General features: G+C 71.2%; 26 protein-coding genes. 10 read left to right on the forward strand and 16 right to left on the reverse strand.

The window, feature by feature from the left end; translation table 11 throughout:
• Positions 1-127: 127 nt before the first annotated feature.
• From ABZX61_RS35120 to ABZX61_RS35130, 3 genes are read left to right on the forward strand one after another with little or no spacing between them, the layout of a single operon-like run.
• Positions 128-592 carry a hypothetical protein gene (locus ABZX61_RS35120; protein WP_355200382.1) on the forward strand — a complete coding sequence of 155 codons (465 nt, stop codon included), beginning with the start codon at positions 128-130 and terminating at the stop codon, positions 590-592.
• Positions 593-597: 5 nt separating this feature from the next.
• Entirely contained in the window at positions 598-840 is a 243-nt protein-coding gene (locus ABZX61_RS35125; RefSeq protein ID WP_355200383.1) for a hypothetical protein, read from the forward strand.
• A gap of 35 nt (positions 841-875) precedes the next feature.
• Positions 876-1589 (forward strand): phosphatase PAP2 family protein, encoded by a 714-nt coding sequence (locus ABZX61_RS35130; RefSeq protein ID WP_355200384.1) that lies wholly within the window; start codon positions 876-878, stop codon positions 1587-1589.
• 46 nt (positions 1590-1635) lie between these two features.
• Here the strand turns inward: ABZX61_RS35130 and ABZX61_RS35135 are convergent, their stop codons facing one another.
• Positions 1636-2382 (reverse strand): MBL fold metallo-hydrolase, encoded by a 747-nt coding sequence (locus tag ABZX61_RS35135; protein WP_355200385.1) that lies wholly within the window; start codon positions 2380-2382, stop codon positions 1636-1638.
• A 27-nt stretch (positions 2383-2409) separates the two neighbouring features.
• On the opposite strand from ABZX61_RS35135, the gene ABZX61_RS35140 reads away from it, so the two are divergent.
• From ABZX61_RS35140 to ABZX61_RS35150, 3 genes are all read left to right on the forward strand, one after another.
• A complete protein-coding gene (locus ABZX61_RS35140; protein ID WP_355200386.1) occupies positions 2410-2817 on the forward strand; it encodes a MerR family transcriptional regulator in 408 nt (135 codons plus the stop codon).
• Between the two features lie 5 nt (positions 2818-2822).
• Positions 2823-3632 (forward strand): NAD(P)-dependent oxidoreductase, encoded by an 810-nt coding sequence (locus tag ABZX61_RS35145; RefSeq protein WP_355200387.1) that lies wholly within the window; start codon positions 2823-2825, stop codon positions 3630-3632.
• 81 nt (positions 3633-3713) lie between these two features.
• Positions 3714-4451 (forward strand): IclR family transcriptional regulator, encoded by a 738-nt coding sequence (locus ABZX61_RS35150; protein ID WP_350727335.1) that lies wholly within the window; start codon positions 3714-3716, stop codon positions 4449-4451.
• A gap of 63 nt (positions 4452-4514) precedes the next feature.
• Here the strand turns inward: ABZX61_RS35150 and ABZX61_RS35155 are convergent, their stop codons facing one another.
• The 4 genes from ABZX61_RS35155 to ABZX61_RS35170 are packed head-to-tail and all read right to left on the reverse strand — an operon-like array spanning position 4515 to position 8816.
• A complete protein-coding gene (locus tag ABZX61_RS35155; protein WP_355200388.1) occupies positions 4515-5324 on the reverse strand; it encodes a carbohydrate ABC transporter permease in 810 nt (269 codons plus the stop codon).
• Positions 5321-6247 (reverse strand): sugar ABC transporter permease, encoded by a 927-nt coding sequence (locus tag ABZX61_RS35160; protein WP_355200389.1) that lies wholly within the window; start codon positions 6245-6247, stop codon positions 5321-5323. The genes ABZX61_RS35155 and ABZX61_RS35160 overlap by 4 nt, the downstream gene beginning before the upstream one ends.
• Positions 6244-7530, reverse strand: a complete 1287-nt coding sequence (locus ABZX61_RS35165) for an ABC transporter substrate-binding protein (protein WP_355200390.1) — start codon at positions 7528-7530, stop codon at positions 6244-6246. Before ABZX61_RS35165 ends, ABZX61_RS35160 begins: the two co-directional genes overlap by 4 nt.
• Positions 7527-8816, reverse strand: a complete 1290-nt coding sequence (locus ABZX61_RS35170; RefSeq protein WP_355200391.1) for an alpha-glucosidase/alpha-galactosidase — start codon at positions 8814-8816, stop codon at positions 7527-7529. The genes ABZX61_RS35165 and ABZX61_RS35170 overlap by 4 nt, the downstream gene beginning before the upstream one ends.
• 241 nt (positions 8817-9057) lie before the next feature.
• On the opposite strand from ABZX61_RS35170, the gene ABZX61_RS35175 reads away from it, so the two are divergent.
• From ABZX61_RS35175 to ABZX61_RS35185, 3 genes are all read left to right on the forward strand, one after another.
• Positions 9058-10005 (forward strand): endo alpha-1,4 polygalactosaminidase, encoded by a 948-nt coding sequence (locus ABZX61_RS35175; RefSeq protein WP_355200392.1) that lies wholly within the window; start codon positions 9058-9060, stop codon positions 10003-10005.
• 660 nt (positions 10006-10665) lie between these two features.
• Positions 10666-11748: an alanine racemase gene (locus ABZX61_RS35180; protein ID WP_355200393.1), complete on the forward strand. Its 1083-nt coding sequence runs from the start codon at positions 10666-10668 to the stop codon at positions 11746-11748.
• 16 nt (positions 11749-11764) lie between these two features.
• The gene (locus ABZX61_RS35185) at positions 11765-12529 is read left to right on the forward strand and encodes an SDR family oxidoreductase (protein ID WP_355200394.1); all 765 of its coding nucleotides are present in this window, start codon (positions 11765-11767) and stop codon (positions 12527-12529) included.
• A gap of 18 nt (positions 12530-12547) precedes the next feature.
• On the opposite strand, the gene ABZX61_RS35190 is transcribed toward ABZX61_RS35185, so the two are convergent.
• The 3 genes from ABZX61_RS35190 to ABZX61_RS35200 all read right to left on the reverse strand — a co-directional run bounded on the left by ABZX61_RS35190 (position 12548) and on the right by ABZX61_RS35200 (position 14120).
• Complete coding sequence (locus tag ABZX61_RS35190; protein WP_355200395.1) at positions 12548-12991, reverse strand: MarR family transcriptional regulator; 444 nt, start codon at positions 12989-12991, stop codon at positions 12548-12550.
• Positions 12988-13200, reverse strand: coding sequence for a hypothetical protein (locus ABZX61_RS35195; protein ID WP_355200396.1), 213 nt, complete (start codon positions 13198-13200; stop codon positions 12988-12990). Before ABZX61_RS35195 ends, ABZX61_RS35190 begins: the two co-directional genes overlap by 4 nt.
• A gap of 308 nt (positions 13201-13508) precedes the next feature.
• Positions 13509-14120: a TetR/AcrR family transcriptional regulator gene (locus tag ABZX61_RS35200; protein ID WP_350727325.1), complete on the reverse strand. Its 612-nt coding sequence runs from the start codon at positions 14118-14120 to the stop codon at positions 13509-13511.
• Positions 14121-14142: 22 nt separating this feature from the next.
• On the opposite strand from ABZX61_RS35200, the gene ABZX61_RS35205 reads away from it, so the two are divergent.
• The gene (locus ABZX61_RS35205; RefSeq protein WP_355200397.1) at positions 14143-15060 is read left to right on the forward strand and encodes an NAD(P)-dependent oxidoreductase; all 918 of its coding nucleotides are present in this window, start codon (positions 14143-14145) and stop codon (positions 15058-15060) included.
• Here ABZX61_RS35205 and ABZX61_RS35210 read toward each other — a convergent pair.
• The 8 genes from ABZX61_RS35210 to ABZX61_RS35245 form a co-directional block, all read right to left on the reverse strand.
• Positions 15055-16140, reverse strand: a complete 1086-nt coding sequence (locus ABZX61_RS35210) for a VWA domain-containing protein (protein ID WP_355200398.1) — start codon at positions 16138-16140, stop codon at positions 15055-15057. The genes ABZX61_RS35205 and ABZX61_RS35210 overlap by 6 nt on opposite strands.
• Complete coding sequence (locus ABZX61_RS35215) at positions 16141-17103, reverse strand: VWA domain-containing protein (RefSeq protein WP_355200399.1); 963 nt, start codon at positions 17101-17103, stop codon at positions 16141-16143.
• 31 nt (positions 17104-17134) lie between these two features.
• Positions 17135-18022: a DUF58 domain-containing protein gene (locus ABZX61_RS35220; RefSeq protein ID WP_355200400.1), complete on the reverse strand. Its 888-nt coding sequence runs from the start codon at positions 18020-18022 to the stop codon at positions 17135-17137.
• Positions 18023-18028: 6 nt separating this feature from the next.
• The gene (locus tag ABZX61_RS35225; RefSeq protein ID WP_355200401.1) at positions 18029-19018 is read right to left on the reverse strand and encodes a MoxR family ATPase; all 990 of its coding nucleotides are present in this window, start codon (positions 19016-19018) and stop codon (positions 18029-18031) included.
• A 26-nt stretch (positions 19019-19044) separates the two neighbouring features.
• Complete coding sequence (locus tag ABZX61_RS35230; RefSeq protein ID WP_355200402.1) at positions 19045-19839, reverse strand: trypsin-like peptidase domain-containing protein; 795 nt, start codon at positions 19837-19839, stop codon at positions 19045-19047.
• A gap of 167 nt (positions 19840-20006) precedes the next feature.
• Positions 20007-21173, reverse strand: a complete 1167-nt coding sequence (locus tag ABZX61_RS35235) for an erythromycin esterase family protein (RefSeq protein ID WP_355200403.1) — start codon at positions 21171-21173, stop codon at positions 20007-20009.
• Between the two features lie 120 nt (positions 21174-21293).
• Complete coding sequence (locus ABZX61_RS35240) at positions 21294-22784, reverse strand: serine hydrolase domain-containing protein (RefSeq protein WP_355200404.1); 1491 nt, start codon at positions 22782-22784, stop codon at positions 21294-21296.
• Between the two features lie 145 nt (positions 22785-22929).
• A complete protein-coding gene (locus ABZX61_RS35245; protein ID WP_355200405.1) occupies positions 22930-23277 on the reverse strand; it encodes a DoxX family protein in 348 nt (115 codons plus the stop codon).
• Positions 23278-23587: the final 310 nt, after the last annotated feature.

Genomic DNA, 23587 nt, shown 5'->3' on the forward strand with positions numbered 1-23587 from the left:
CCGGGTCCGTCACCTCAGCAGCGCCGGCCACCCCTTTGAACACATCACCGCACCCAGCTCTCCCGACCTTCAGGGCGGCTGAAGCTTGCGCTAGGCTTCAGTCACCCTGAAGGTTGGAGATTGAGGAATGCTGGAGCATGTCCTGCTGTCGGTGCACGTCCTGGCCGGCATCGTGTTCGTGGGAGGCTCGGCCGTGGCGACGAGCCTGTTCCCCCGCTACGTGCCGGTCGCGACCGGCGGGCAGGGCGAGCCGCCGCCGGATCCGGGCGAGCGCAACCGGAGTGTCGCGGTCGCGCTGCACCGCATCACCGGGGGCTATGCCGCCTTCGGGCTCATCGTCCCCTTGGCCGGGATCATCCTGGCGAGCGTGCAGGGCCGGATGGGCGAGATCTGGATCACCTTCTCCATGATCCTCACGGCCGTCGCGGGCGCCCTGCTGGCCACGCAGATCTACCCGCGCCAGCGCGCCGCGCTCAGCGAGCCCGGCGACGAACGGCCGCTGCGCGTGATGTCCATGCTGGCCGGCTTCTACAACCTGGCCTGGGCGGTCGTCGTGGTCCTGATGATCGTGCGGCCCGGCGCGGGGGACTGACCGCCATGCGCCTGCTCCGGATCGCGGCCGCCGTCGAGGCCGCCTCCCTCGTGCTCCTGCTCGGCAACCTGTTCACCGTGCACGCCAAGGTGATCACCACGTTCTGCGGCCCGCTGCACGGCACCGCCTACCTCGCCGTGATCGCGGCCACCTGGACGGTCCGGCCCGCCGCCCGCCTGCTCGCGTTCGTCCCGGGGATCGGCGGGCTGCTCGTCCTGCGGACCGCGCGCGCCCGCGCCGGAGGCTGAACTCGGCCTTATCCGGCCCTCTTTATCGTTCCATCATGAGGTCGAACAGAGCGGGGTTCCCGGTTTCGGTTTCGGTGGCGCTCCTCGTTCTCGGCACGGTGATGGGCTTCGCCGCCCGTACGCCCGCGTGGACCGCCGTGGACGCCGCCGTGAGCGACGGGGTCCAGTCGCTCCGGAGCCCGTGGCCGACCGCGGTGGCGCAGGTCCTGAACGTGGGGTTCGGCACGGTCATGGGCCCGCTCCTCGCCGCCGCCCTCGTCGTGGGGGTGGCCGTCTCGGGCCGGCCGCGAGCCGCCGGGCGCGTGCTGGTGGTGATCGCCGCCGGGTGGGGCGTCAGCTGGGTGCTCAAGACCGTCGTCGCCCGTTCCCGGCCCCCGGTCTCCGACTCCCTGGTGTACGGCCTCGGCTCCGGCAGCTTTCCCAGCGGTCACGTGTGCCTGACCCTGTCGATCGTGATCGCCGTCGCGACCCTGGTCAGGCACACCCGCTTCCACCGGCCGGTGCTGGCGGCTGGCTTCGTGCTCGTGGCCGTCCAGATGCTGGCGCGGGTCTACCTGGGAGCGCATTACGCCACCGACACGCTGGGCTCGATCGTCGTGGCCCCCGCCGCGATCCACGTGGCGTTGAACGCGCGCCGGCTGGGGCTGCTCGATGCGCCGTGGAGGCGCCGGCCGGCCCGCCCTGCGGCGGCGGAGCAGGCGGGCGCCGACGCCGTCTCCCCGGGGTCGGACACGTACTCCAGCCGGTAGCCGGCGCCCAGATGCGCCGCCGCGTCGAAGACCCGCACCGGACGGATCAGGCACTCGCGTCGAGTTCCCACCGCTTGCCTGTCGGCAGGTCCACCACGCGCAGCTCCGGACCCGCCAGGGCCACGGCGTCGGAGGCGGTGCCGCCGGTGCGGAACAGCCGCGACAGCGGGTCGTGGCCATGGGCGTCATGCACGGGGACCAGGACCTCGGCGCCGAGCGCGGACGCCCCCGCGACGGCCTGTTCCGGCCCCATCACCAGGCGGGGCCCGAACAGGGGGCGCAGCCCGTTCACGGGCAGCAGGGCCAGATCGGCCCGGTATCGTTCCAGCGGCGCGACCTCCCCCGCCTCCCCTCCGAAGAAGACGACCCGGCCGCCCGCCGTGGTGAAGACGTAGGCGTTGTTGGGCCATACGAGGGTCCGCCCGGACGGCACGACCGTCATGGACAGGCCGGGCGCGAGGTCGAGTGCCCGCCCCCACGTCAGGCGCTCCGCCCGCCGGAATCCGAGGGCTCGGGCCCGGCGGGCCATGCCGCGCGTGGGCACGTACAGCGGTGTGGTGTCCTTGGCCGGGAAGCGGCGCAGCGCGCGCAGGTCCCAGTGGTTGGTGGCCAGGTTGGTGACCACGACGGCGGTGAGCGGGGGAAGGTCGCGAACGCGCAGGCCCAGCGGCTCGCCACGGCGCAGCCACCACCGTTCGGTGAACCAGGGGTCGGTGAGGACGGCGTGGCCGTCGAGTTCGAGCAGGACGCAGGAGTTGACCACCCGCGTCATCGCAACGGTCGGCTTGATCATGCCGCAACCGTGCCGGTTAATGTACACATGAAGTCAAGCGAGGGGATGGCCATCGGAGAGCTGGCGGAGCGGTTCGGCCTGGACACGCATGTCCTGCGCCATTGGGAGAGCATGGGCCTGCTGGCACCCGCGCGGCGCGCGGGTGGTCAGCGTGCCTACGGGCAGCGCGATCTCGAGCGGGTGGCGCTGATCCTGATGGGCAAGGAGGCCGGCTTCACGCTGGGCGAGTTGCGCGTGCTGCTGTCCGCCGCCGATCCGATGGACCACCGTGATCTGCTGCGCCACCACGTCCAGGAGCTGGAACGGCGCATCTCGCGGGCCCGGGCCGCCAAGGAGCTCGTCGAGCACGCCCTCGCCTGCCCGCACAGCTTCGCCGAGTGCGAGCACGCCCGCGAGCAGATCGCCACCCGCATCCCGGAAATCATGGATAAGTGATCAACATGACCAGACTCCCCGAACACGTCCTCGTGACCGGAGCCGCCGGAAACATCGGCCAGGTGCTGCGGCGCACCCTGCTGCCGAAGATCGCGCGGGTGCGCCTGTCCGACCTCCGCGACGTCGGCCCGCTCGCCACGCACGAGGAGTTCGCGCCGGCCGACCTCCTGGACCTCGACCAGGTGCGGGCGGCCGTGCGGGACACCGAGGCGGTGATCCACCTCGGGGGCGTCTCCGACGAGGCCGGCTTCGACGCGATCAAGGGCCCCAACCTGGAGGGCGTCTACAACATCTTCGAGGCGTGCCGCAGGGAGGGCGTCCGGCTCGTCGTCAACACCAGCTCCAACCGCATCACCGGCTTCCACCCGGCGGGGGCGACCCTCGACGGGGAGGAGGCGGTGCGGCCCGACGGCCTGTACGGCGCGGCCAAGGCGTTCGGGGAGGCGCTGGGCAGCCTGTACGCCGACCGCTTCGGCCTCGACGTGATCTCCGTACGCGTCGGCTCCTTCGAGGAGCGGCCCACCGAACCGCGCCACCTGCACACCTGGCTGAGCCACGACGACGCGGCGCGGCTCTACGGCGCCTGCCTGACCGCGCCGCCCGGCTCGGGACACGTGGTCGTCTACGGCGTCTCGCGCAACACGCGGTCGTGGTGGACGCAGAACGCGGCGGCGAGCGCCCTCGGATACCGGCCGATGGACGACGCGGAGGACTTCGCGGCCGGGCTGGGCGCCTACACCGAGCCCCATCAGGGAGGCCGGTACACGCGCTACGAGTACGGCGGGTGGGCGACCCCGCCCGGCGACACCCGCTGACTGGAGCGGTTCCGCGATACGCGCTAGCCTTCCATGAAGCGGAACAGGGAGGCGAGGGTAGTGGCGGACGGGCAGTCCCCGGTGGGAAGCGTCGATCGCGCGCTGCTGATCTTGCAGGAGATCGGCAAACACAGCAGAGGCGTTACGCTCGACGAGCTCGCCACCAGGCTCGGGCTGCCCAAGAGCTCGTTGCACCGGCTGCTGGGGGCCCTGAAGCACCGGGGGTTCGCCGCGCAGCCGGAGCCCAGCGGGCCGTACTTCCTCGGCACCGAGATGCTGGCCACGGCCTTCAGGTTCTACGAGACGATGGACCTGCGCAGCCTGGTGCGGCCGCTGCTCCTGCGGCTGAGCGACGAGTTCGCCGAGACGGTGCACATGGCCATGCTGGACGGCGGCGAGGTCGTCTACCTGGACAAGGTGGAGGCGGTGCGGACGATCACGATGACGTCCGTGGTGGGCGGCCGCAACGCCGCCCACTGCACGGGCGTCGGCAAGGCGCTGCTGGCCTGGACGTACCCGACGGACGAGGCCGTCAAGGCGTGGGCCGCCCGGTACGGCCCGCTGGCCACCAGGACCCGTAACACCATGACGAACCCCGCCAAGCTGGCCACCCACCTGGACCAGGTGCGCACGCGCGGCTACGCGCTCGACCTGGAGGAGAACGAGCCGGGCGTGCGCTGCGTGGCGGTCCCCGTCTTCCTGGGGAGGACCGCGCCGGTCGCGGCGGTGAGCGTGACGGCGCTCAAGGACCGGATGTCGCCGGCCAGGATGGAGGAGATCGGCGAGAAGCTGCGGCAGGCGGTCGCCGAGCAGGCCTGACGCGCGCGGGCGCGGCGGTCCCGACAGCCTTCACCGGGCTCCCCGCCGGCCCGTGCCGCGGCCTCAGCCCTTGACCGCGCCGGTCAGCGCCTGGACGAAACGGCGCTGGCCGAACAGGAACACGGCCAGCACCGGCAGCGTGGTCAGCACTGTGCCCGCCATGATGGCCGGCCAGTCGGCCCGGTGCTGGCCCTGGAAGGTCGTCAGCCCCGCCTGCACCGTGTAGTTGGCCTCGGAGTTGATCGCCACCAGCGGCCAGAACAGGTCGTTCCAGGCCGTGATGAACGTGATCACGGCCAGCGCCGCCATCGCCGGCCTGGCCACCGGCAGCACGACCCGGAAGAACACGCCGAAGCGCGAGCAGCCGTCGATCCGCGCGGCCTCCTCCAGCTCCTTGGGGAACGACTGGAAGAACGAGGTCATCAGGTAGATGCCCACGGCGGAGGCCAGCGACGGCACGATCAGCGCGCCGAGCGTGTCGGTCAGCCCGGCCTCGCTGAAGATCAGGAACGTCGGGATGACCGTGAGCTGGAACGGGATCAGCGCGGTCGCGATGACCAGGATCAGCGCCGTCTTGGAGCCGGCGAACCTGATCCTGGCGAAGGCGTACCCGGCCATGCTGCACAGCACGAGCTGGGCCGCCACGATGGCGCCCGAGACGATCACGCTGTTGAGGAACCAGCGCGGGAAGTTCGAGCGCTCGACGACCGTGCGGTAGCCGCCCAGGTCCACGGCCTCGGGCCAGATCGCCGGCGGGAACCGGTTGAGCTCGGCCTGGGTCATGACGGAGCTGAGCAGCAGCCACACGAACGGCAGCACGACCACCGCCGACATCGGCACCAGCACCAGGTGCCACTTGCTGGGCCATCTCATCCGGTCGCTCCCCTCCGCCGCGCGATCAGCAGGCCCGTGACGATCAGCACCAGGGTGCCGGCGAACAGCACGTACGCCACGGCCGCGCCGTACCCGGCGGTGTTGAAGGTGAAGGCGAGCTGCCAGACGTAGTAGACGATGGTCACGGTCGCGTTGGCCGGGCCGCCCTTGGTGGTGGTCATGACCAGGTCGAAGAACTGCAGCGCGTCGATCATGCCCCACACCGTCAGGAAGATCGTCATCGGCCGTACCGACGGGACGATGACGTGCCTGAAGGTGGTCCACGACCCCGCTCCGTCGATCGCGGCGGCCTCCAGCACCTCCTTGCTGATCTCCTGGATGGCCGCCAGGTAGATGACCACGGCGAATCCGAACCGCGTCCAGAAGAAGATCAGCGTGAGCACCGGCATGGCCTGCGACGGGTCGCTCAGCAGCCCCTGCACCGGCAGCCCGAGCTTGACGAGCAGGCCGTTCATCAACCCGAAGTCGCGGTCGAAGATGTAGCCCATGAGCAGCCCGGTGGCGGTGGCCGAGACGATGTACGGCACCAGGAAACAGGTCCGGTAGAACCCGATCCCGCGGACCTTCCGGTTCAGCAGCACGGCCACGACCAGCCCGGTGACCAGGGAGGCCGGGATGTAGAGCACCAGCAGCAGCCCGGTGTTGGCCACGGCCTGGAGGAACACGGGGTCGTCGAGCAGCGCCCGGTAGTTGGCGAGCCCCACGTTCGTGCCCGGTGTCATCAGGTCGGAGTCGGTGAACGACAACGCCAGCGCCCAGGCCATGGGCACGAGCGAGAAGCCGAGGATGACCAGCGACGCGGGGCCCGCGAACGACCAGCCGGCAACGTTGTCGCCGAGCCTGCGCCGGTCGCGGGGCTGCCGGTGCCCGGTGCGGGCGGCGCTGAGCGCGGTGCTGCTCATGATCCCGGTACGGCCAGCGCGGCGTCCGCCTTGCCGGCCGCCTGGTCCAGGGCGGTCCTGGCGTCGCTCTTGCCGAGCAGCGCCTCGGCGATGGCCTCGGCCACGAAGGCTGAGACCCGGGGATATCGGGTGGTCGGCGGCCGGACCCGTTTGGCGTTGGCCAGGTTCGCCGAGATCACCTCAATGCCCGGATATTTCGCGACATAGTCCTTATAGCCGGGCAGCTTGGTGATCGACTCGCGGATCGGCAGCGAGCCGGTGTCGCCCATCCACTCCAGCTGCTGCTCGGCCGCCGTCAGCCAGGTCAGGAACGTGGCCGCGGCCTTGACCCGGCGCTCGTCGTGCTCGAACACCACCCAGTTGTCCGGCCCCGAGATCGTCTCGTGGTTGCCGTCGGTGCCGGGCAGCTGTGCGACGCCGTAGTCGACCTTGGCCGCCTGCAGGTCGGGCAGCACCCACGGACCGGTCATGAACATGCCGAGCCGCCCCGACTCGAACAGCTTCTGGCCCTTCTCCGCCGGGCTGGAGTCGAGATAGACCGACTTGTCGACCACGGCCATGTCACGCAGCCTGCCGAGCGCCTGCTGGCCGGCGGCGGAGTTGAAGGCGGCCTTCTTGTGGTCGGGCGTAAGGATGTCGCCGCCGGCCTGCCAGAGCATCGGCCACAGACCCCAGACCGCCTCCTCGCCGCCGCTGATCGGCCAGGTGGCGCCGAAGACGCCGTCCTTGGCGCTGGTGACCTGCTTGGCCTTGGCCCGGAAGTCGTCCCAGGTCCAGTCCGGCCCCGGCGCCTCGACGCCGGCCTTGGCCAGCAGTTTCCTGTTGTAGAGGACCACCATGTTGTCGACCACGGCGGGGAAGGCGATGACCTTGCCGTTGACGGTGACAGACTCCCGCTCGCTGGCCCAGAAGTCCTGCCAGTTGATCGCCGGGTCCTTGACGACCTCGGTGAGGTCGGCCGTCTTGGGGTTCCTGGCGATGTTGGGGGCCCAGGAGCCGTACAGGTAGGCGATGTCGGGATAGGCGTCGGAGGCCAGCGCGGCGGTGAGCTTGGGCAGCATCCCGTCGGCGGTGGCCCCGCCGGATTCGGTCTTCACCTTGACGTCGGGGTGGCTCTGGTTGAACCGCGCGACCAGCTTCTCGATCGACTTGGCCGAGTTGTCCTCTTGGCCGTGCCAGATCGTGATCTCCACGGGGCCGCCGGCCGCCTGCTCCTGGCCGCCGCCCGAGCAGCCGGTGACCACCAGGGCGAGGAGCACGGCGGCGACGGGCGCGCGCCTCATCGGACACCCTCGGGGAGCAGGTCGCCGTGGGCGGCGATCATGTCGTCCACGAGGTCGTGGATCTGCTGGAGCGTCAGCGTGGCCGAGGCGTTCGGGTCGAGCATGACGGCGTGGTAGACGTGGTCGCGGCGGCCCTCCAGCGCCGCGCGCACGGTCAGCTCGCCGACGTTGAGGAACGTCCGGTTCAGCGCGGCGAGCTGGGGCGGCAGCGCGCCGATGCGGGTGGGGCGCATCCCGGCCCGGTCCACCAGGCACGGCACCTCGACGCAGGCGTCGTCGGGCAGGTTGGAGATCAGGCCGCCGTTGCGCACGTTGCCGTGCACGACCCTGGGGGTGCCGGTCTCGATGGAGTGGATGACGTCCGAGGCGAGCTCCCCGGCGGGGGCGATCTCGACACCCTCCCCGGCGGCCAGCCGCCGCCTGGTCTCCTCGTACGTGCCGAGGTTCTCCGCCGACCACCGCAGGTAGATCTCGACGGGGATGCGGAAGTGCTCCACCTGGTCGTCGTGGTGCAGGAACCAGGGCAGGTACTCCGAGCCGTGCTCGCTGCTCTCGGTGGGGAAGTGACCGAACCGGCGGTACATCTCCACCCGCACGGTACGGCGCAGCTCCGGGTCACGGGCGATGACCTCGTCGAGCACCGGATACAGGTTCCTGCCCTTGTGCTCGAACTTCAGCACGAACGCCTGGTGGTTGGCCCCGGCGGTGACGAACGACACCTCTTCCTCCGGCACCTCGACGAGCGAGGCCAGCCGGGCCTGGGTGTCGCGTACGGAATGGCAGAGCCCGACGACGTTCCTGAACGCGGTCCCCTCGTAGACGGCGCGGGGGATCATCGCCATCGGGTTGGTGTAGTTGAGCAGCAGTGCGTGCGGGGCCAGTTCGGCCAGGTCCGTGCCCAGGGCCACCATCACCGGGATCGTCCGCAGCGCGCGGAAGACGCCGCCGACGCCGAGGGTGTCGGCGATCGTCTGCCGCAGCCCGTAGCTGCGGGGGATCTCGAAGTCGACGCGGGTGGCCGCGTGCCCGCCGACCGCGATCTCGTTGATCACGTAGTCGGCGCCGTCCACGGCGGCCCGCCGGTCGAGGTGCGCCTCCACCTTGGCGCCCAGGCCGAGCTCGGCGACCATCCAGTTCGCCATGGCCTCGGCCGTGGCCAGCCGCTCGGCGTCGATGTCGTGCAGGACAAGGGTGGACTCCCCCAGCTCGGGGAAGGTCAGGAGGTCGGAGAGGACGTTCTTGGTGAACTCGACGCTGCCCGCGCCGATGAACACGATGCGTGCCATGGGGCTGTTTCCCTCCATTGAGCACGGCGGGCATGGGCCCGCTGCGTGCGGGTGAGTATAACCACGCATCCACCATGCAGACCAGGATTCCATCATTCGGAAAATGATGGTTTGGCGGATACCGCTGGCGAGGTGCCTGCTCTTATGGGATTCTCAACATCAAGATCGGATCGATCACCTCGTCAGCCATGGATTTCCCTTATAACGGAATAGCATTCCGTATCACGGAAGGACCAATGCATTGAACCTCCCGACACTCTTAACCCGGCTCGCCGTGGCCACGGCCCTGATACCGGCCTCCACAACACTCCTCGCGACCCCCGCCCAGGCGGCGGAGTCGGCGGCGATCTGGCGTCCGCCGGTGAACAGCCGCTGGCAGTACCAGCTCCAGGGCAGCAAGACCTACGCCGCCACCGGCGGCGTCAACGTCGACATCTGCGGGGTCCCGCAGAGCGGCGGCGCCTGCGTGCGGCCGACCGTCTTCGACATCGACCTGTACGCCGCCGAGGAGGTCGCCGGCGACAACAAGACGCTCAACACGGCGGCCGTCAAGGCCATCCACGCCCGCGGGGCCAAGGCGATCTGCTACATCGACGCCGGCTCGATCGAGGACTTCCGGCCCGACTACCAGCAGTTCGTGGACTTCCACAAGAAGAGCGGCAACTCCCTGCTGGGCAAGCCGTTCAGCGCCGAGTTCCCGAACGAGCGCTGGGCGAACATCAACAACGACAAGGGCCAGCGCGACTTCCTGCTGAAGATGATGGCGGCCCGCGTCGACAAGTGCGTCCAGGCGGGCTTCGACGGGGTCGAGTTCGACGTCGTCAACGCCCACGAGGAGGGCAAGCCGGTCACCGGCTGGACCGTCTCCCCCGCCGCCCAGCTCGCCTACAACCGCGCGCTGGCCGGCCTGGCCCACGACCGGGGCCTGTCGGTGGCGCTGAAGAACGACCTCAGCCAGGCCGAGGAGCTGGTGTCGTCCTTCGACTACGCGGTCAACGAGGAGTGCTTCCAGTTCGACGAGTGCTCCGAGCTGAGCGTCTTCGTCAAGGCGGGCAAGCCCGTCTTCCACGTGGAGTACGAGACCGCGCCGGCGAGCTTCTGCGCCGAGTCGAAGACGCTGAAGTTCAACTCTCTCAAGAAGCCCGAGGACTACTCGCTCTTCGACAAGCCGTACAAGCCGTGCAGGTAACGGCGGCCCGCCGTCACATCCCGGCCCGCACGCCGTAACGGCGGCCTGCGGGCCCCGGCCCGGCCGGCGCGGCGCAGCGGCCCGCGGGCCCCGGCCCCCACGCGACGCAGCGGCGGCCCGCGAGGACCGACCCGTCTCATCAGCGGCCACGCCACGCAGCCGCACCGACGACCGGCCGGCCACCACGCCGCACCACCGACCACCGCCGACCGCACGGGCCGGCCACTCGCCGCAGCCGGGCCACCCACCGCAGGCCAATTGCCCACCGCGAGCCGGCCACCCACCGCGGGCCAGTCGCCCGCCACAGGACGGCCATCCGCCGCAAGCCGGCCGCTCCTCGCGATCCCGCTCGGCAGCGTGTGACCCGTCGGCGTGGCGGAAGGCGGCGAACCGGGCGGCGTCGTAACGTTCCAGGTCCGCCGCCGGCCCGCCGAGCCGGTGGCCGGGCGCCTCCGGCCGGGGCCGCCGCCCCCACGGGTCGCCGACTCTCATGCCTCGCTCCTCATTCTGTGATGCGGAATGAAGTTCCAAATCCGTGCCAGAACACCAGGAAGCGAGATCGCTGTCAAGAGGGAGCACAGTTCCACATCTCGGAACGCTGGTGCACGATTCGGAATCGGTGCTATTTTCGGGGAAATCTTCCGAAGGGGCGGTCCACCGATGTACCCCGAACTCGACACTCCGGCGCTCGTCATCGACCTCGACGCGGCCAGGGCCAACATCATGGAGATGGCCAAGGCGGCCGCCAAGCACGGTGTCAGGCTGCGGCCCCATATCAAGACGCACAAGATGCCCGAGCTGGCGCGGATGCAGCTCGACGCCGGGGCCGGCGGCATCACCTGCGCCAAGCTGGGCGAGGCCGAGGTGATGGCCGACGCCGGGATCGACGACATCCTGCTGGCCTTTCCCGTCTGGGGAGAGCCCAAGCTGCGCCGCCTGGCCGCGCTGCGCGAGCGCGCCAGGATACGGGTCAGCCTCGACTCCCCCGAGGTGGCCGCCGGGCTCGGCCGGTTGGGCGGCCCGCCGGTGGAGGTGCTGGTGGAGGTGGACACGGGTCAGCACCGGCTGGGCCGCCCGCCCGGCCGTCCCACCGCCGACCTGGTCGCCGAGATCGCCGCCGTCCCCGGCGTCGAGGTCGTGGGGCTGCTCACGCTGGCCGGTCACGCCTACCACGCGCGTACACCGGCGGAGCTCGAAGAGACCGCCCGCCGCGAAGGCGAAGACCTGGTCGCCACCGCCGAGCTGTGCGCCCGGGACGGCATCGAGCTGCGGGAGATCAGCGTCGGCTCCACCCCCACCGCCCGGCACGCGGCCGGCGTGGCCGGTGTGACCGAGATCCGGCCGGGCACGTACATCTTCAACGACACCGCGATGATGCGCCTGGGCGTGGCCACCGAGCAGACCGCGGCGGCCCGCGTGCTGACCACCGTCATCGCCAGGCCGACGCCGGAACGGGTCGTCTTCGACGCGGGCACCAAGTGCCTGACCTCCGACGGGTACGGCACGCCCGGCTGGATCAGGGCCGTGGGCCTGCCGTACCTGCACATGGAGTTCCTCAACGAGGAGCACGCGGTCGCCCACCTGGAGCCCGGGCATCACGGCGAGCTGCCGGTCGGCACGCGGGCGCAGCTCATCCCCGGCCACGCCTGCTCAGCCGTCAACCTCTTCGACCTCGCCTACGGCGTCGAGAACGGGCAGGTCACCACCGAACTCCGCGTCGCGGCCCGCGGCGCGGTCCGCTGACGAAGGAAGGGACATCATGCGGGGACTGGCCGGCAAGCGGGTGCTGATCAGCGGCGGGAGCAGCGGCATCGGCGCCGCCACGGCCCGCAGGTTCCTGGCGGAAGGGGCCAGGGTCGTGCTCGGCGGGCTTCGGCGGGAAGAGGTGGACGGCGCGGTGGCGGAGCTGTCCGCGCTGGGCGAGGTACACGGGCTCGCCGGCGACGTCAGCGCGGAGGCCGACGTGACCCGGCTGGTGGCGGGCGCGATCGCGGCGCTGGGCGGCCTCGACGTCCTGATCAACAACGCCGGTACGGCCTGGCGCGAGCCGTTCCTGGAGATCACGCCCGGCCACTGGGACAGGATCATCGCGGTCAACCTGCGCGGCATGTTCCTCGTCGCCCAGGCCGTGGCCCGCCACCTGGTGGAGCAGGGCACGGGCGGGGTCATCCTCAACATGTCCTCCACCAACGGGCTGGGCGGCGAGGCCGACTACGCCCACTACAACGCCTCCAAGGGCGGCGTGCTGCTGCTCACCAAGACGATGGCCGTCGAGCTGGGCCGGCACGGCATCCGCGTCAACGCGCTCTGCCCCGGCTACATCCAGACCCCGCTCAACGCCTCGATCTCGGCCGGGCTCGCGGGCGACTTCGTCACCTCGTACGAGCGCGAGCACATCCCCCTCGGCAGGGCGGGGCTGCCGGAGGAGGTCGCCGCCGGCTACGCCTTCCTGGCCTCCGACGACGCCGCCTTCATCCACGGCACGGAGCTGGTCATCGACGGGGGCCAGCTCGCGATCATGTGACTCACGGGGCGCTCGCGGCTACCGCTGATCGCTCTCCTCCAGGTTCGCGATCATGCGGTCGAGCGTGCGCATGAACGCGTCGAACTCCTCCTGGTCGATCCCCCGCAGCGCACGGGCGTTGGCCTCACGCGCGCCCCGGGTGAGCTCGGGCTGGAGCTCGCGGGCCCGCTCGGTCAGCCGGTAGTGGGAGCGCCGCCGGTCCTGTGGGTCGGCGGTCCGGACGACCAGCCCGTCACGCTGCATGCGCTTGAGCGTGTGGGCCATCGTCGACTGGTCGATCCTCACCCGTTCGCACAGCTCCTGCTGGGTGAGCCCGTCCTCCTCGAACAGGGCCAGCAACTGCGCGAACTGCCCCGGCGTCACCCCCGTGTCGGCGATGTTGACCCGCAACCCGTTGCCGAGCAGCCTGGCCAGGTGGTTGATCTGGTAGCCGAGGGACGACCGCCGGGGCAACGAGGTCACACACGTTCCTTTGCGCGGATCAGCCGGCGGATGCGCGGCCACTGCCACATGGCCACGCCCGAGGCGAGCAGGACGGGCAGGATGACCCAGCGTATCGCCACATGGGCAGGCGAGTCGGCGGGCGGCGTCAGGTAGACGTAAGCGATGATCGCCAGCCCGGCGATCAGGTGGACGGCGCGCTGAATCGTACGGATCTGCCTGGCCTTCATGGCGACTCCTCGACGATGGATTACATGGCTTGCCATCTATTGTATATGGCAAGCCATGTAATCGCGCGAGGGGTCACCAGGCCCAGTCGGGGTGGCCGGTGGCGGCCTGGGACTCCGCCCACAGCCGGGCGCGGGCGGCCTCGTCATAGGCGAAGGCAGGAGCTCCGACCGGGCAGAGGTTCTCGTCCACGCAGAGCCAGGGTGCCGCCTCTCCCCCGGTGGCGGCTGCGCGAAAGCCTGGGCGTGGCCAAGAGCAGCATGAGCTTCGAGGAGATCGTCGGCATGCCGCACGCGCGCCGCGACCGCCGTCAGCGCAGCCGGAGGGTGGCGGCGGCGGTCTCGACCCAGGCCGCGAGGAACCGCTCCGGGTCGAGACCGCCAGGAGTGTGGCCGATCATGGCCCGGAGCAGCGGATAGTAGGTCAGGGACGCCAGGAGCACGGCCCCGGCCGCCTCCGGATCGTCGACGTCGGCCCTGCCCAGCTCCTTCTGCGCGGCGATCCAGGCGGCCCCCTGGGCGTACACGCCGGCCAGCACCCCCTCCCACATGCGCTCGAACAGGTCGGGAAACCCGTCGTACTCGCGCAGCATGATGCGGATGAGATCGCGGTCGCTCTCCAGCGACTCCCAGACCACCCGCGCCATGCGCTCCAGCGCCGCGCGCCCGTCCGCGTCCGCCGGCCGCTCGGCCGTGGCCGCGGCGGCGCGCCGGGCGACGGCCTCCATGTTCTGCCGCACGGCCTCCTCCAGCAGCGCCCGTTTCGACGGGAAGTGCTTGTAGAGCGCGCCCGAGCCGGTGGTCAGCCCGCACGCCGCCTGGATGTCGGCGACCGAGGTCTCGGCGTATCCGCGGGTGGAGAACAGCCGCACCGCCTCGTCGATGAGCCGCTGCCGGGTGACCCCCGGGGTCGATCTCGCCATAGTGAGAGAGTACTCTCTTTCTATGCGAGTGTTCATCACGGGCGGCACCGGCGCGATCGGCCGCCACACGGTCCCTGCCCTGCTCGCCGCGGGGCACACGGTAACCGCTCTTGCCCGCACGCCGGGGAAGGCGGCCGCCCTCAGCAGCCAGGGGGCCGTCCCCGTCACGGTGTCACTGTTCGACCGCGAGGCGCTGGCCTCGGCCTTCGCCGGGCACGACGCGGTGGTCAACCTGGCCAGCGCGATCCCGCCGATGAGCAAGTTCATGAGCGTCACCGCGCACCGCCAGAACAACCGGGTGCGCGCCGAGGGCTCGGCCGCCGTCGTGGACGCCGCGCTGGCCGCCGGGGTCGGCCGGGTCGTCCAGGAGTCGGTCAGCATGGTCTACCGCGACCAGGGCGCGCGCTGGATCGACGAGGACGCGCCCGTCGATCACTACCCGATGACCCGGGGCAACTTCGCCGCCGAGTCGAGCGCGCACCGCTTCGGCCGGGAGGGCGGCGGCGCGGGCGTGGTGCTGCGGTTCGGCTGGTTCTACGGGCCGGGGGCCGCGCACAGCGAGGAGATGTACGCCCAGGCCCGCCGCCACGTCGGCATGGTGCTCGGTCACCCCGACGGCTACGTGTCCTCCATCCATATGACCGACGCCGCCGAAGCCGTCGTCGCCGCGCTCGGGGCGCCCGCGGGCACGTACAACGTTGTCGACGACGAGCCGCTGACCAAGCGGGAGTACGCTCACACGCTGGCCCGCGCCGCCGACACCCGCCTGTGGCTCAGCGTCCCCGGCCGCGCCGCCTACCTCTTCGGCCACCGCCTCACCTCGCTGACCCGCTCTCTCCGGGTCAGCAACGCCCGCTTTCGCGCGGCCACGGGCTGGGCCCCGCGCTACCCCAGCGCCCGCGAGGGCTGGCCGGCCACCGCCGCCGTCCTCACCTCATGACGCCGACGGGGACCGACGAGGCCTATCAGTGGTCCGGGGGCGGTTCCACCACAGGGACAGGGACAGGGCCGCGGTGATGAGGGCGGCGCCGCCGGCGGCGAAGGCGGCGGCCGTGTCGACCCGCTGGTGGATGACGGTGAAGGTGCCGGGCAGGGCGTCGAGGGCGCTCTGGAGCTGGCCGGCGTTCTCGGCGCGGTGGTAGGAGCCGCCGGTGGTCTGGGCGATCTGCTTGAGCGCGGGCTCGTCGATCAAGCGGACGTTGCGGCCGCGGTCGAATCCGCCGCGGCCGCCGAAGCCACCACCCCAGCCGCCGAAGCCGCGGCCGTCGAACTGGGAGTTGTCGCAGACCATCGGGGCCGGGTTCGTGGTGCCGAAGCCGATGGTGAAGACGCGGACGCGGCGCAGGGCCGCCTCCTGGGCGGCGGTCTGCGGGTCGACGCCCTGGGTGTTGGCGCCGTCGGTGAGCACGACGATCGCGGCACCGGCATAGCCTGCCCCGCCGCCGTCGGTGGGGTTCGCGCCGGTGGGGGCGACCGACGGGTCGACCTCCGCGATCGCGTCGATCGAGGTGAGCATGGCCTGCCCGATCGCGGTGCCACGGGACACGGTGAGGCCGTCCAGCGCCTTGATCAGCGAGTCGGTGTCGTCGGTGGGAGGCACGAGCAGCCCCGCGTTGCCCGCGAAGGTGACCAGGCCGATGCGCGGCCCGCCCCGCTGCGACTCGATGAAGTCGGCGGCGGCCTTCCTCGCGGCGGTGATGCGGTTGGGGTCGACGTCCGTGGAACACATGGAGCCGGAGGTGTCGAGCGCGAGCAGGATCGTCGCCGACGTCATCGGCACCGGCACCGACGCCTGCGGTCGCGCGGCGCCGACCGCGAGCAGCGCGAGTCCGGCGATGAACAGGGCAGCGGGGATCTTCCGCGTCCAGCGCGTACGGCCGGGCAGGGCGCTGCGTACGAGCGCGATCGAGGTGACCCGCACGGCGGCCCGCCGGCGGCGGCGCCCCGCCCACCAGCGGATGGCGAAGATCAGCGGGATGATCAGGACGGACAGCAGCGCCCACGGCCATGAGAACGACATTCAGATCACCCGTCCAGACCGGAGCACGGTGAGCGCCGCTCCGGCGGTGAGCAGCGCGAGGGCGAGCCCGATCAGGGCGCCGGCGAGGGGCAGCGGCTCGTCGGAGACGGTGAGCCGCAGATCGATCGTGTCGGCGATCCCGTCGAGCCGCGCGGTGTCGGAGGCGGGGTGGTAGGCGCCGCCGGTGGCCTGCGCGATCGAGGTGAGGGCGTCCTCGTCCAGCGAGGTCTGCAGGCGGTAGCCGTCGACCTGCACCGCCGCCCCGACCGTGGTGCCGACCCCGACGGTGTGGATGTGGACGCCCGCCTTCTGGGCCACGGCGGCGGCCTGTTCGACGGCCGGATCGCCGGCCCCGCCCTGGTTCTGGCCGTCGGAGAACATCACGATCGTCGCCGACGGCCAGTAGCCGACGTCGGGCGCGGCGCCGTCGCGGCCGATGGCCACCTGCTTACCGGTGATCAGCGTCAGCGAGGCCGTGATGGCCGTCCCCAGCGAGGTGCTGCCGGTGATCTTCAGCCGGTCGATGGCCTTGAGCGCGATGGAGTGGTCGGCATCGGGACGGGCGGCGGTGAGCCCGCCCCGTGCGAACGCGACGACTCCGATGTCGACGCTGTCCGGCTGCGCCGCCACGAATGCGCGGGCCGCCCGCTGCGCTCCCGCCAGCCGGGTGGGCGCGACGTCGTCGGCGCCCATGCTGTTGGAGACGTCGATGGCGAGGACGACGGTGCCCGCGGTGCGCGGCACCGGCACCATGGCCACCGGTCCGGCGGTGGCGATCGCGAGTACGGCGACGCCGGCGATCGTCAGGCCGCTGCCGAGGTACGCCCGCCGGGCACCCGGTACGGCGACGCCGGCGGCGGCGAGCGCGGCCGTGCGGCGGCGCGCCGAGACGACGGCCGCCCAGGCGAGCGCCGCCGTGACGATCAGTCCGACGGCCAGCAGCAGCGGGGAGGACAGGGTCATGAGCCTCCTCCGTGCCCGTTGGTAACCCCTGTCATGGCGACCGGTCCCGGGTTCGGGCGACGACCTCGACGAGCGCCTCGGCCAGGTCGCGGTCGGTGTCGACGCGGTGTACGGGCACCCCGGCCCGGCGCATGCCCGCCGCGAGCCGGGCGTCGCGGGCGTCGACGGCCTCGCGGAAGCGCACCCGCAACAGCGGGTCGGCGGAGTCGACGACGAGCTGCTCGCCGGTCTCGGCGTCCTCGACCACGATCAGCCCGGCTTCGGGCAGCACGTCGTCGGCCGTGTCCACGATGCGCAGCGCGACGACCTCGTGCCGCCGGGCCAGGCGCTGGAGCGAGCGCTCCCAGTCGCCGTCGCCGATGAAGTCCGACAGCACGACGACGAGCGCGCGGCGGCGCGCGAGCCGTCCGGCCGCATCGAGCATCTCCGCCAGGTCGGTGGTGCTGCCGCCATGCGCCGTTCCGGCGGTGCGTTCCAGCTCGGCGCCGATCCGCAGCGCGTGCCGCCGGGAGGTGCCGGGCGGCACGACGCGCAGCATCCCCGTGTCGAACAGCAGGGCGCCGACGCGGTTGCCGCCCCGGCCGAACAGCCGGGCCAGGACGAGCGCGAGCTCGGCCAGCACGTCGTGCTTGCCGCGCCCCGGCCGGCCCGCCAGCATCGACGCCGACCGGTCGAGCACGAGCCACACCGTCAGCTCGCGGTCCTCGGTGAACACGCGCAGGTGCGGCTCGTCCAGCCGCGCGGTCACGTTCCAGTCGATGTGCCGGGCGTCGTCACCGTCGCCGTAGGGGCGCAACCCGGTGAAGTCGATCCCGGAGCCGCGGTGCGCGGTGCGGTGGGCGCCCTGGAGCCGGCCGTCCAGCCTGCGGACGACCTTCCACTCGAGGCGGAGCAGCAGCTTTTCGGGGGCGGTGGCCATGGCGGCTCAGCGGTTCTGCAGGACGACGTCGGGCGCCCGGACGGCCCCGAGCACCCTGCTGATGATCGTGTCGGCGTCGACGTCGTCCGCGAGCGCCTCGTACGACAGCACGAGGCGGTGGCGCAGCACGTCGAGCGCGAGCTCGGACAGGTCGTGCGGCAGGACGTAGTCGCGGCCGCGCAGGAACGCCAGCGCCCGGGCACCCGTGACCAGGGCGATCGACGCCCGCGGGCTCGCCCCGTAGGTGACGTACCGTTCCAGCTCGCCAAGCCCGGCCGTCGCGGGCGAACGCGTCACGGCGACCAGCCGGACCGCGTAGTCGACGATCGCCGGATCGACGTACACCTGCTGAGCGCGGGCCCGCATCGCGATCAGATCCTCGGCCGTCACCATCGCCTGCGGCGGCTCCGGCGGACGCAGCGCGCGTTCGACGATCGCCTGCTCCTCGGACTGCGTCGGATAGTCGACGACCACCTTCATCATGAACCGGTCGACCTGCGCTTCGGGCAGCGGGTAGGTGCCCTCCGACTCGATCGGGTTCTCCGTCGCCATGACCAGGAACGGCTCGGGCACCCGGAACGTCTCACGACCGATCGTCACCTGATGTTCCTGCATCACCTCCAGCAGGGCGCTCTGCACCTTGGCGGGGGCGCGGTTGATCTCGTCGGCCAGCAGCAGGTTCGCGAACACCGGGCCGAGCTCGGTCCTGAACTCCCCGGAGTGCTGGTGGTAGACCCGCGTGCCCACGAGGTCGGCGGGCACCAGGTCGGGGGTGAACTGGACGCGCTGGAAACTCCCGGCTATCGCGGCGGCCAGCGACCTCACCGCGAGCGTCTTGGCCAGGCCCGGCACGCCCTCGACGAGCAGGTGGCCGTCGGCGATCAGCGCGACGGCCATGCGCTCCAGCAGCACGTCCTGCCCGACGATCGTGCGTTTGACCTCGAACAGCACCTGTTCGAGCGGATGAGCCGACTCGGGGGACGTGGTCGAGGTCATCGTCTTCCTTCTCGAGATGTGTCCGGTCAGATCTGGGGTCCTTCGCCCGGCGGGCCGTCACCGTCACCGCCGCCCAGGGCCACGCCGATCGGCACCGCGAACGCGATGCCGGCGAACGCCTCGTCGCCGCCCGGGTCGGCGATCGAGACCACGATCCCGATGACCAGCCCGCGAGCGTCCAGGAGCGGACCGCCGGAGCTGCCCGGGTTGACGGAGGCGTCGAACTGGATGAGCCCGCCCAGGTCGCGGTCGCCTTCTTCGGTGGTCCGGTTCAGGCCCGACACGACGCCGGTGGAGACGCTGTAGGTCAGGCCGAGCGGGTTGCCGATCGCCACGACGGGCGCACCCACGGCCACGGCGCCGCCGAGCGTCGCCGGGACGACGATCTCCGGCAGCTTCGCGGGCTTGAGGGCCGCGACGTCGCGCTTGGGGTTCGACGACACGACCACGGCCTTCGCCTTGGTGCCGTCGGCGAACGTCAGGTTGACGTCCTTCGTGCCCTTGATGACGTGGTGCGCGGTCAGGATCGTCCCGTCCTCGGCCGCGATCACCCCGGTTCCGAGCGACTTCCCGGCCTGGATGACCACCACCGACGGCCCGGCCCTCTGGAAGACCTCGGCGGTCGTGAGGGTCGCACTGGGGGTCGGCGTCGGGCTCGGCCTGGGCGCGGCCGCTTCGCCGTTCCCGCCGCTGCCGCCCAGCCAGTACGCCAGCGCCGCCACGAGGACGAGCACGCCGCCCCCGACGACGAACCGCCGAGCCCTCCCGGCCCCGGCTCCCCGAGCCTCGGCCGCATCGGCCTCCTGCGGCACGTGCTCCATCGCCCCATAGTCATAAAACTCAGCTCAAAGTGCCACAAAATCCACCTGAGAACTCCATGAGAACCGGTGGAGCCCGCCGCGCGGACGCCGGCACGGATCCGGCGTCCGCGTGCTGCCCCGCGACTGGGTCGTCGCGCCTGCCATGATCAACGGGCAGGCGGCGCCTGTCAGCCCAGCTTTTTCAGGTTGACGGCCTGCTTGAGGAAGACGACGCCGTCGATCGTGTCGAGCTGGGCCGGGTCCAGCGGGAAATAGGCGAAATCATCGGAGACGCGCTTGGCAGGCTTCGTGACGGCCTCGGCCAGACGGCGGGCGTCGATGAGAGAGTGGTCCCACGGGAGCGTGGACAGCATGCCCTCGACGGTGTCCGGGGACGGAATGTCGTCGCCGACCGTGCCGAAGGCCGAGGCCAGGAAGGCGAACCGGCCTCCCAGGTGCGCCTCGGCGATCGCCCCCGCGCTCCACCACTCCAACTGCTGGTCGCCGAACGGCATGAGGGTCTTGTTCCGCTGCAGGTGGAGGTTGGAGGCGAAGACCAGGGCCGGGCCGTGCTCGGCGATGGCACGCAGGTTGGCGGCCATCATTACGGCCCGCAGCGCCGACAGCCGGGTCCACCGTTCCGGGGAGGCGTCGGCCATCCAGTAGTGGTAGCGGAGCAGGCCGATGGCGGTGCGCCCGTACAGTTCCGCCCGCTCCCTGTCCTCCGCGCTCAGCTGCGGCGCCTGCGTGTCGAGCGCCGCCAGCAGGTCGTCGGCGATCAGCCGCAGCCGCTGGGCGTCGGCGGACTGGCCGATCGACTGGGACGGATCCATGGCTGTCGCCTCGTTCGACCACCGCTCGTCCGGGCCCAGCAGCGTGTCGAGGGTTTCCCTGCTGCACAGGAGCGGGCCGTCGAGGAGGTCGTGGAGGCCGGTGAGCGCCTCGCGGGGGCTCGCCGCCCAGTACTCCAGAGGGCCGTCGAACCCGAAGAACCGGAGCTTTTCATCATGCTCCTCGTTGTAGGCCCGCATCCAGCGTACGAGCTCGCGGTTGGCCGGTGACGTGCCGAAGGCGTGGCTGAAGCCGCGTTCCATGACGTCGTCGAGCGTGCCCGCGCCCGTCGTGACGTAGTCGTCCACCACGAGGCCCATGAGACAGTCACTCTCGATGGCGAACGACCGGTAGCCCTCGTGCTCGACCAGATGCCGGAAGATCTCGTTGCGCAACTCGCCGAGCTCCCCCACGAAGTGCCTGGCCTCGCCCAGGCCGAGCAGCAAGGGCTGGGCGGGAAGCGACCGGAGGAACGCCGAGATGTTCGCGCCATCGACCGGCCGGGCTGTGTCCTTGATGTCCATGCCTTCAACCGTATCGTTGAACACTCGGTGTAAACTTTTTCCCGAATATCCTCACCATCGTCGCGAAAGACCCTCAATCGATGATGCATCCGCGAGGCGAGTGGGCCCGGCGCGCGTTCCTCAGCTCGCGGCCTGCCCGCCGCAGAACACCTCGTTGACGAGCCTCCGCGTCGCCTTCTGGAACGCCTCCGCCAGGGACAGCTCGGCGTCGTCCACGTAGTTCAGCGCGGCGGTCAGGGTCCTGCCGCCGTCGGGCGTGCTGTACATCAGCGCCCCGTGGCCCGCGATGCCGCCGTTGTGGGTGATGACGGTGCCGCCGCACTCCGTGTCCTGCACGAACACCCCCAGCCCGTAGCCGACCTTCGGCTCCGGCGTGCACATCTCGGCCAGCAGCTCGGCCGGCAGGAGCTTGCCGCCCATCAGCGCGGAGATGAACGTGTGCAGGTCCTGGGTGGTCGAGATCATGTCACCGCCGGTGGAGATCCAGGAGGGGTTCTGGCGGGTGACGTCGACCGTCTCCTGCCGGCCGGGCTCCCCGTACCGGTAGTAGGCGTGGGCGTGCGGCTCGGGGATCTCCGGCGAGGTGTCCGGCACCACGGTGCCCGTCAGGCCGAGCGGCGCCAGGATCAGCCTTCGCATCTCCTCGGCCAGCGAGCGGCCGGTGACCTTCTCGATCAGCAGCCTGGCCAGCACGTAGTTGGTGTTGGAGTAGCTCCAGTCGGTCCCCGGCTCGAACCGCGCCGGCTTGGACAGCGCCAGCCGTACCAGCTCCTCGGGCCGGTAGGTCCTGAACCGGTTGTCCACCCACTCCTGGCCCGACCAGACGATCCCCGGCACGTGCTCGGGGTAGTAATCGCCGGTGAAGTTGAACACCCCGCTGGTGTGCTGCAGCAGCATCCGCACCGTGATCCGCCGGTCCAGCCCGAACTCGGGCAGGTAGTCATCCACCGGGGTGTCCAGCCCGATCCTGCCCTCGCCCACCAGTTGCAGCACCACGGTCGCGGTGAAGGTCTTGGTGTTGCTGCCGATCCGGACGTGCCCGTTCGCCGGCGGTGTGGCGCTCTGACCCAGCTTGCTCCGGCCGGCACTGCCGACCCACTCGCCTCGCTCATCATGCACGCGCAGCGTCACCCCGGTGAAACCGGAATCGACGATCTCCTGGATGGCCTTCTGCAGCTCCGGGCGATCCGGTCCGGACGGCAGGGTGACCGAAGCGACGTCGAGGGCTCCAGTGATCTTGCGGACCATCTCCGCCACGACGGGGCCGGACCTGCCCTGGTGGGTGGCTGCTTCGAGGGCGACGATGACGGTGCTGCGGAAGTTGCCGGCCTCGGCCGGGTCCTGCTTGTTGAGCAGGCTCATGGCGGCGGTCAGGGCCGGCAGCACGTGGTCGGCGAGTTCGGCCACGGACTTGCCGTTCAGCTTGATGTCTCTGGTCTTCGCGGCGAGCACGTGGCCGACCAGGCCGGTCGCGGAGGCCAGGGCGATGGAGCCCTCGGTGGCGATCCTGTGGGGCGAGCCTGCGGCGCCGGCGGCGGCCAGCAGCGAGACGGCACCGTACGCGGCGGTCCGCAGGGTGAGCTTGTCCTGGTCGGTGAGGGTGACGGCCATGGGGAGGCTCCTTCAGTACTGTGGCAGCTGAACGGACAGGCGCTGAACCGTTCATGGCGTCCACCATCTCCGACCGCTCTGATACCGGACCGTCGCCGTCCTGACGCGGACGCTGACACGAGACGGCGAGCGCGCCGGTGGCCTCTCAGGCGACGTATCCCAGGGCCAGGGCGGCGATCACCGGGCCCAGGTAGAGCAGGGGAAAGACGACGGTCGAGTACGAGCGCGCCCGGAGCACGGTGACGACGGCCCCGGCGAAGTACAGCACCAGGCCGATCCCGGCCAGGACGCCGACGACCGGCACGAACAGGCCGGCCAGCAAGATGGCCGAGCCCGCGGCCTTGGCCGCGCCGAGCCAGGCCCACCACGAGCGGGGGACACCGTAGTCCGTCAACGGCTTCACGACCCACTCGGCGCGGCGGAGGAGGGAGAAGGCGGAGAAGCCCACCCAGAGGGCGGCCAGGACGGTGACGACGGTTGCGGTGGTGGACATGGTGACGCTCCTCAGCTGATGCCGGCGCGCCGCTTCCGGGAGCGCTCTATCGCTGCGCGGTCGGCGCCTTCGGTGAGTCCGGCACGGCGGAACTCGTCTTCCTGATCGCGCAGTACGCCGCCATCTCGATGGTGCTCAACGCCTATGACGTCCCGCTGCCACCGGACGCGGAGTGACACCGGGCGTCGTCGAGTGAGCGCCGGCTTCCTGGACCAGCGGTCTAGTCCCGCGGGCGGAAGGGGCAGGTCAGCGGCGGCCGAAATTCGGATCGCCGGTGGATGGCGGCGGCGACGCGTTCGAGAACACTGGC

The organism is Nonomuraea sp. NPDC003709 (assembly GCF_040610775.1).
Lineage (GTDB): Bacteria > Actinomycetota > Actinomycetes > Streptosporangiales > Streptosporangiaceae > Nonomuraea > Nonomuraea angiospora_A.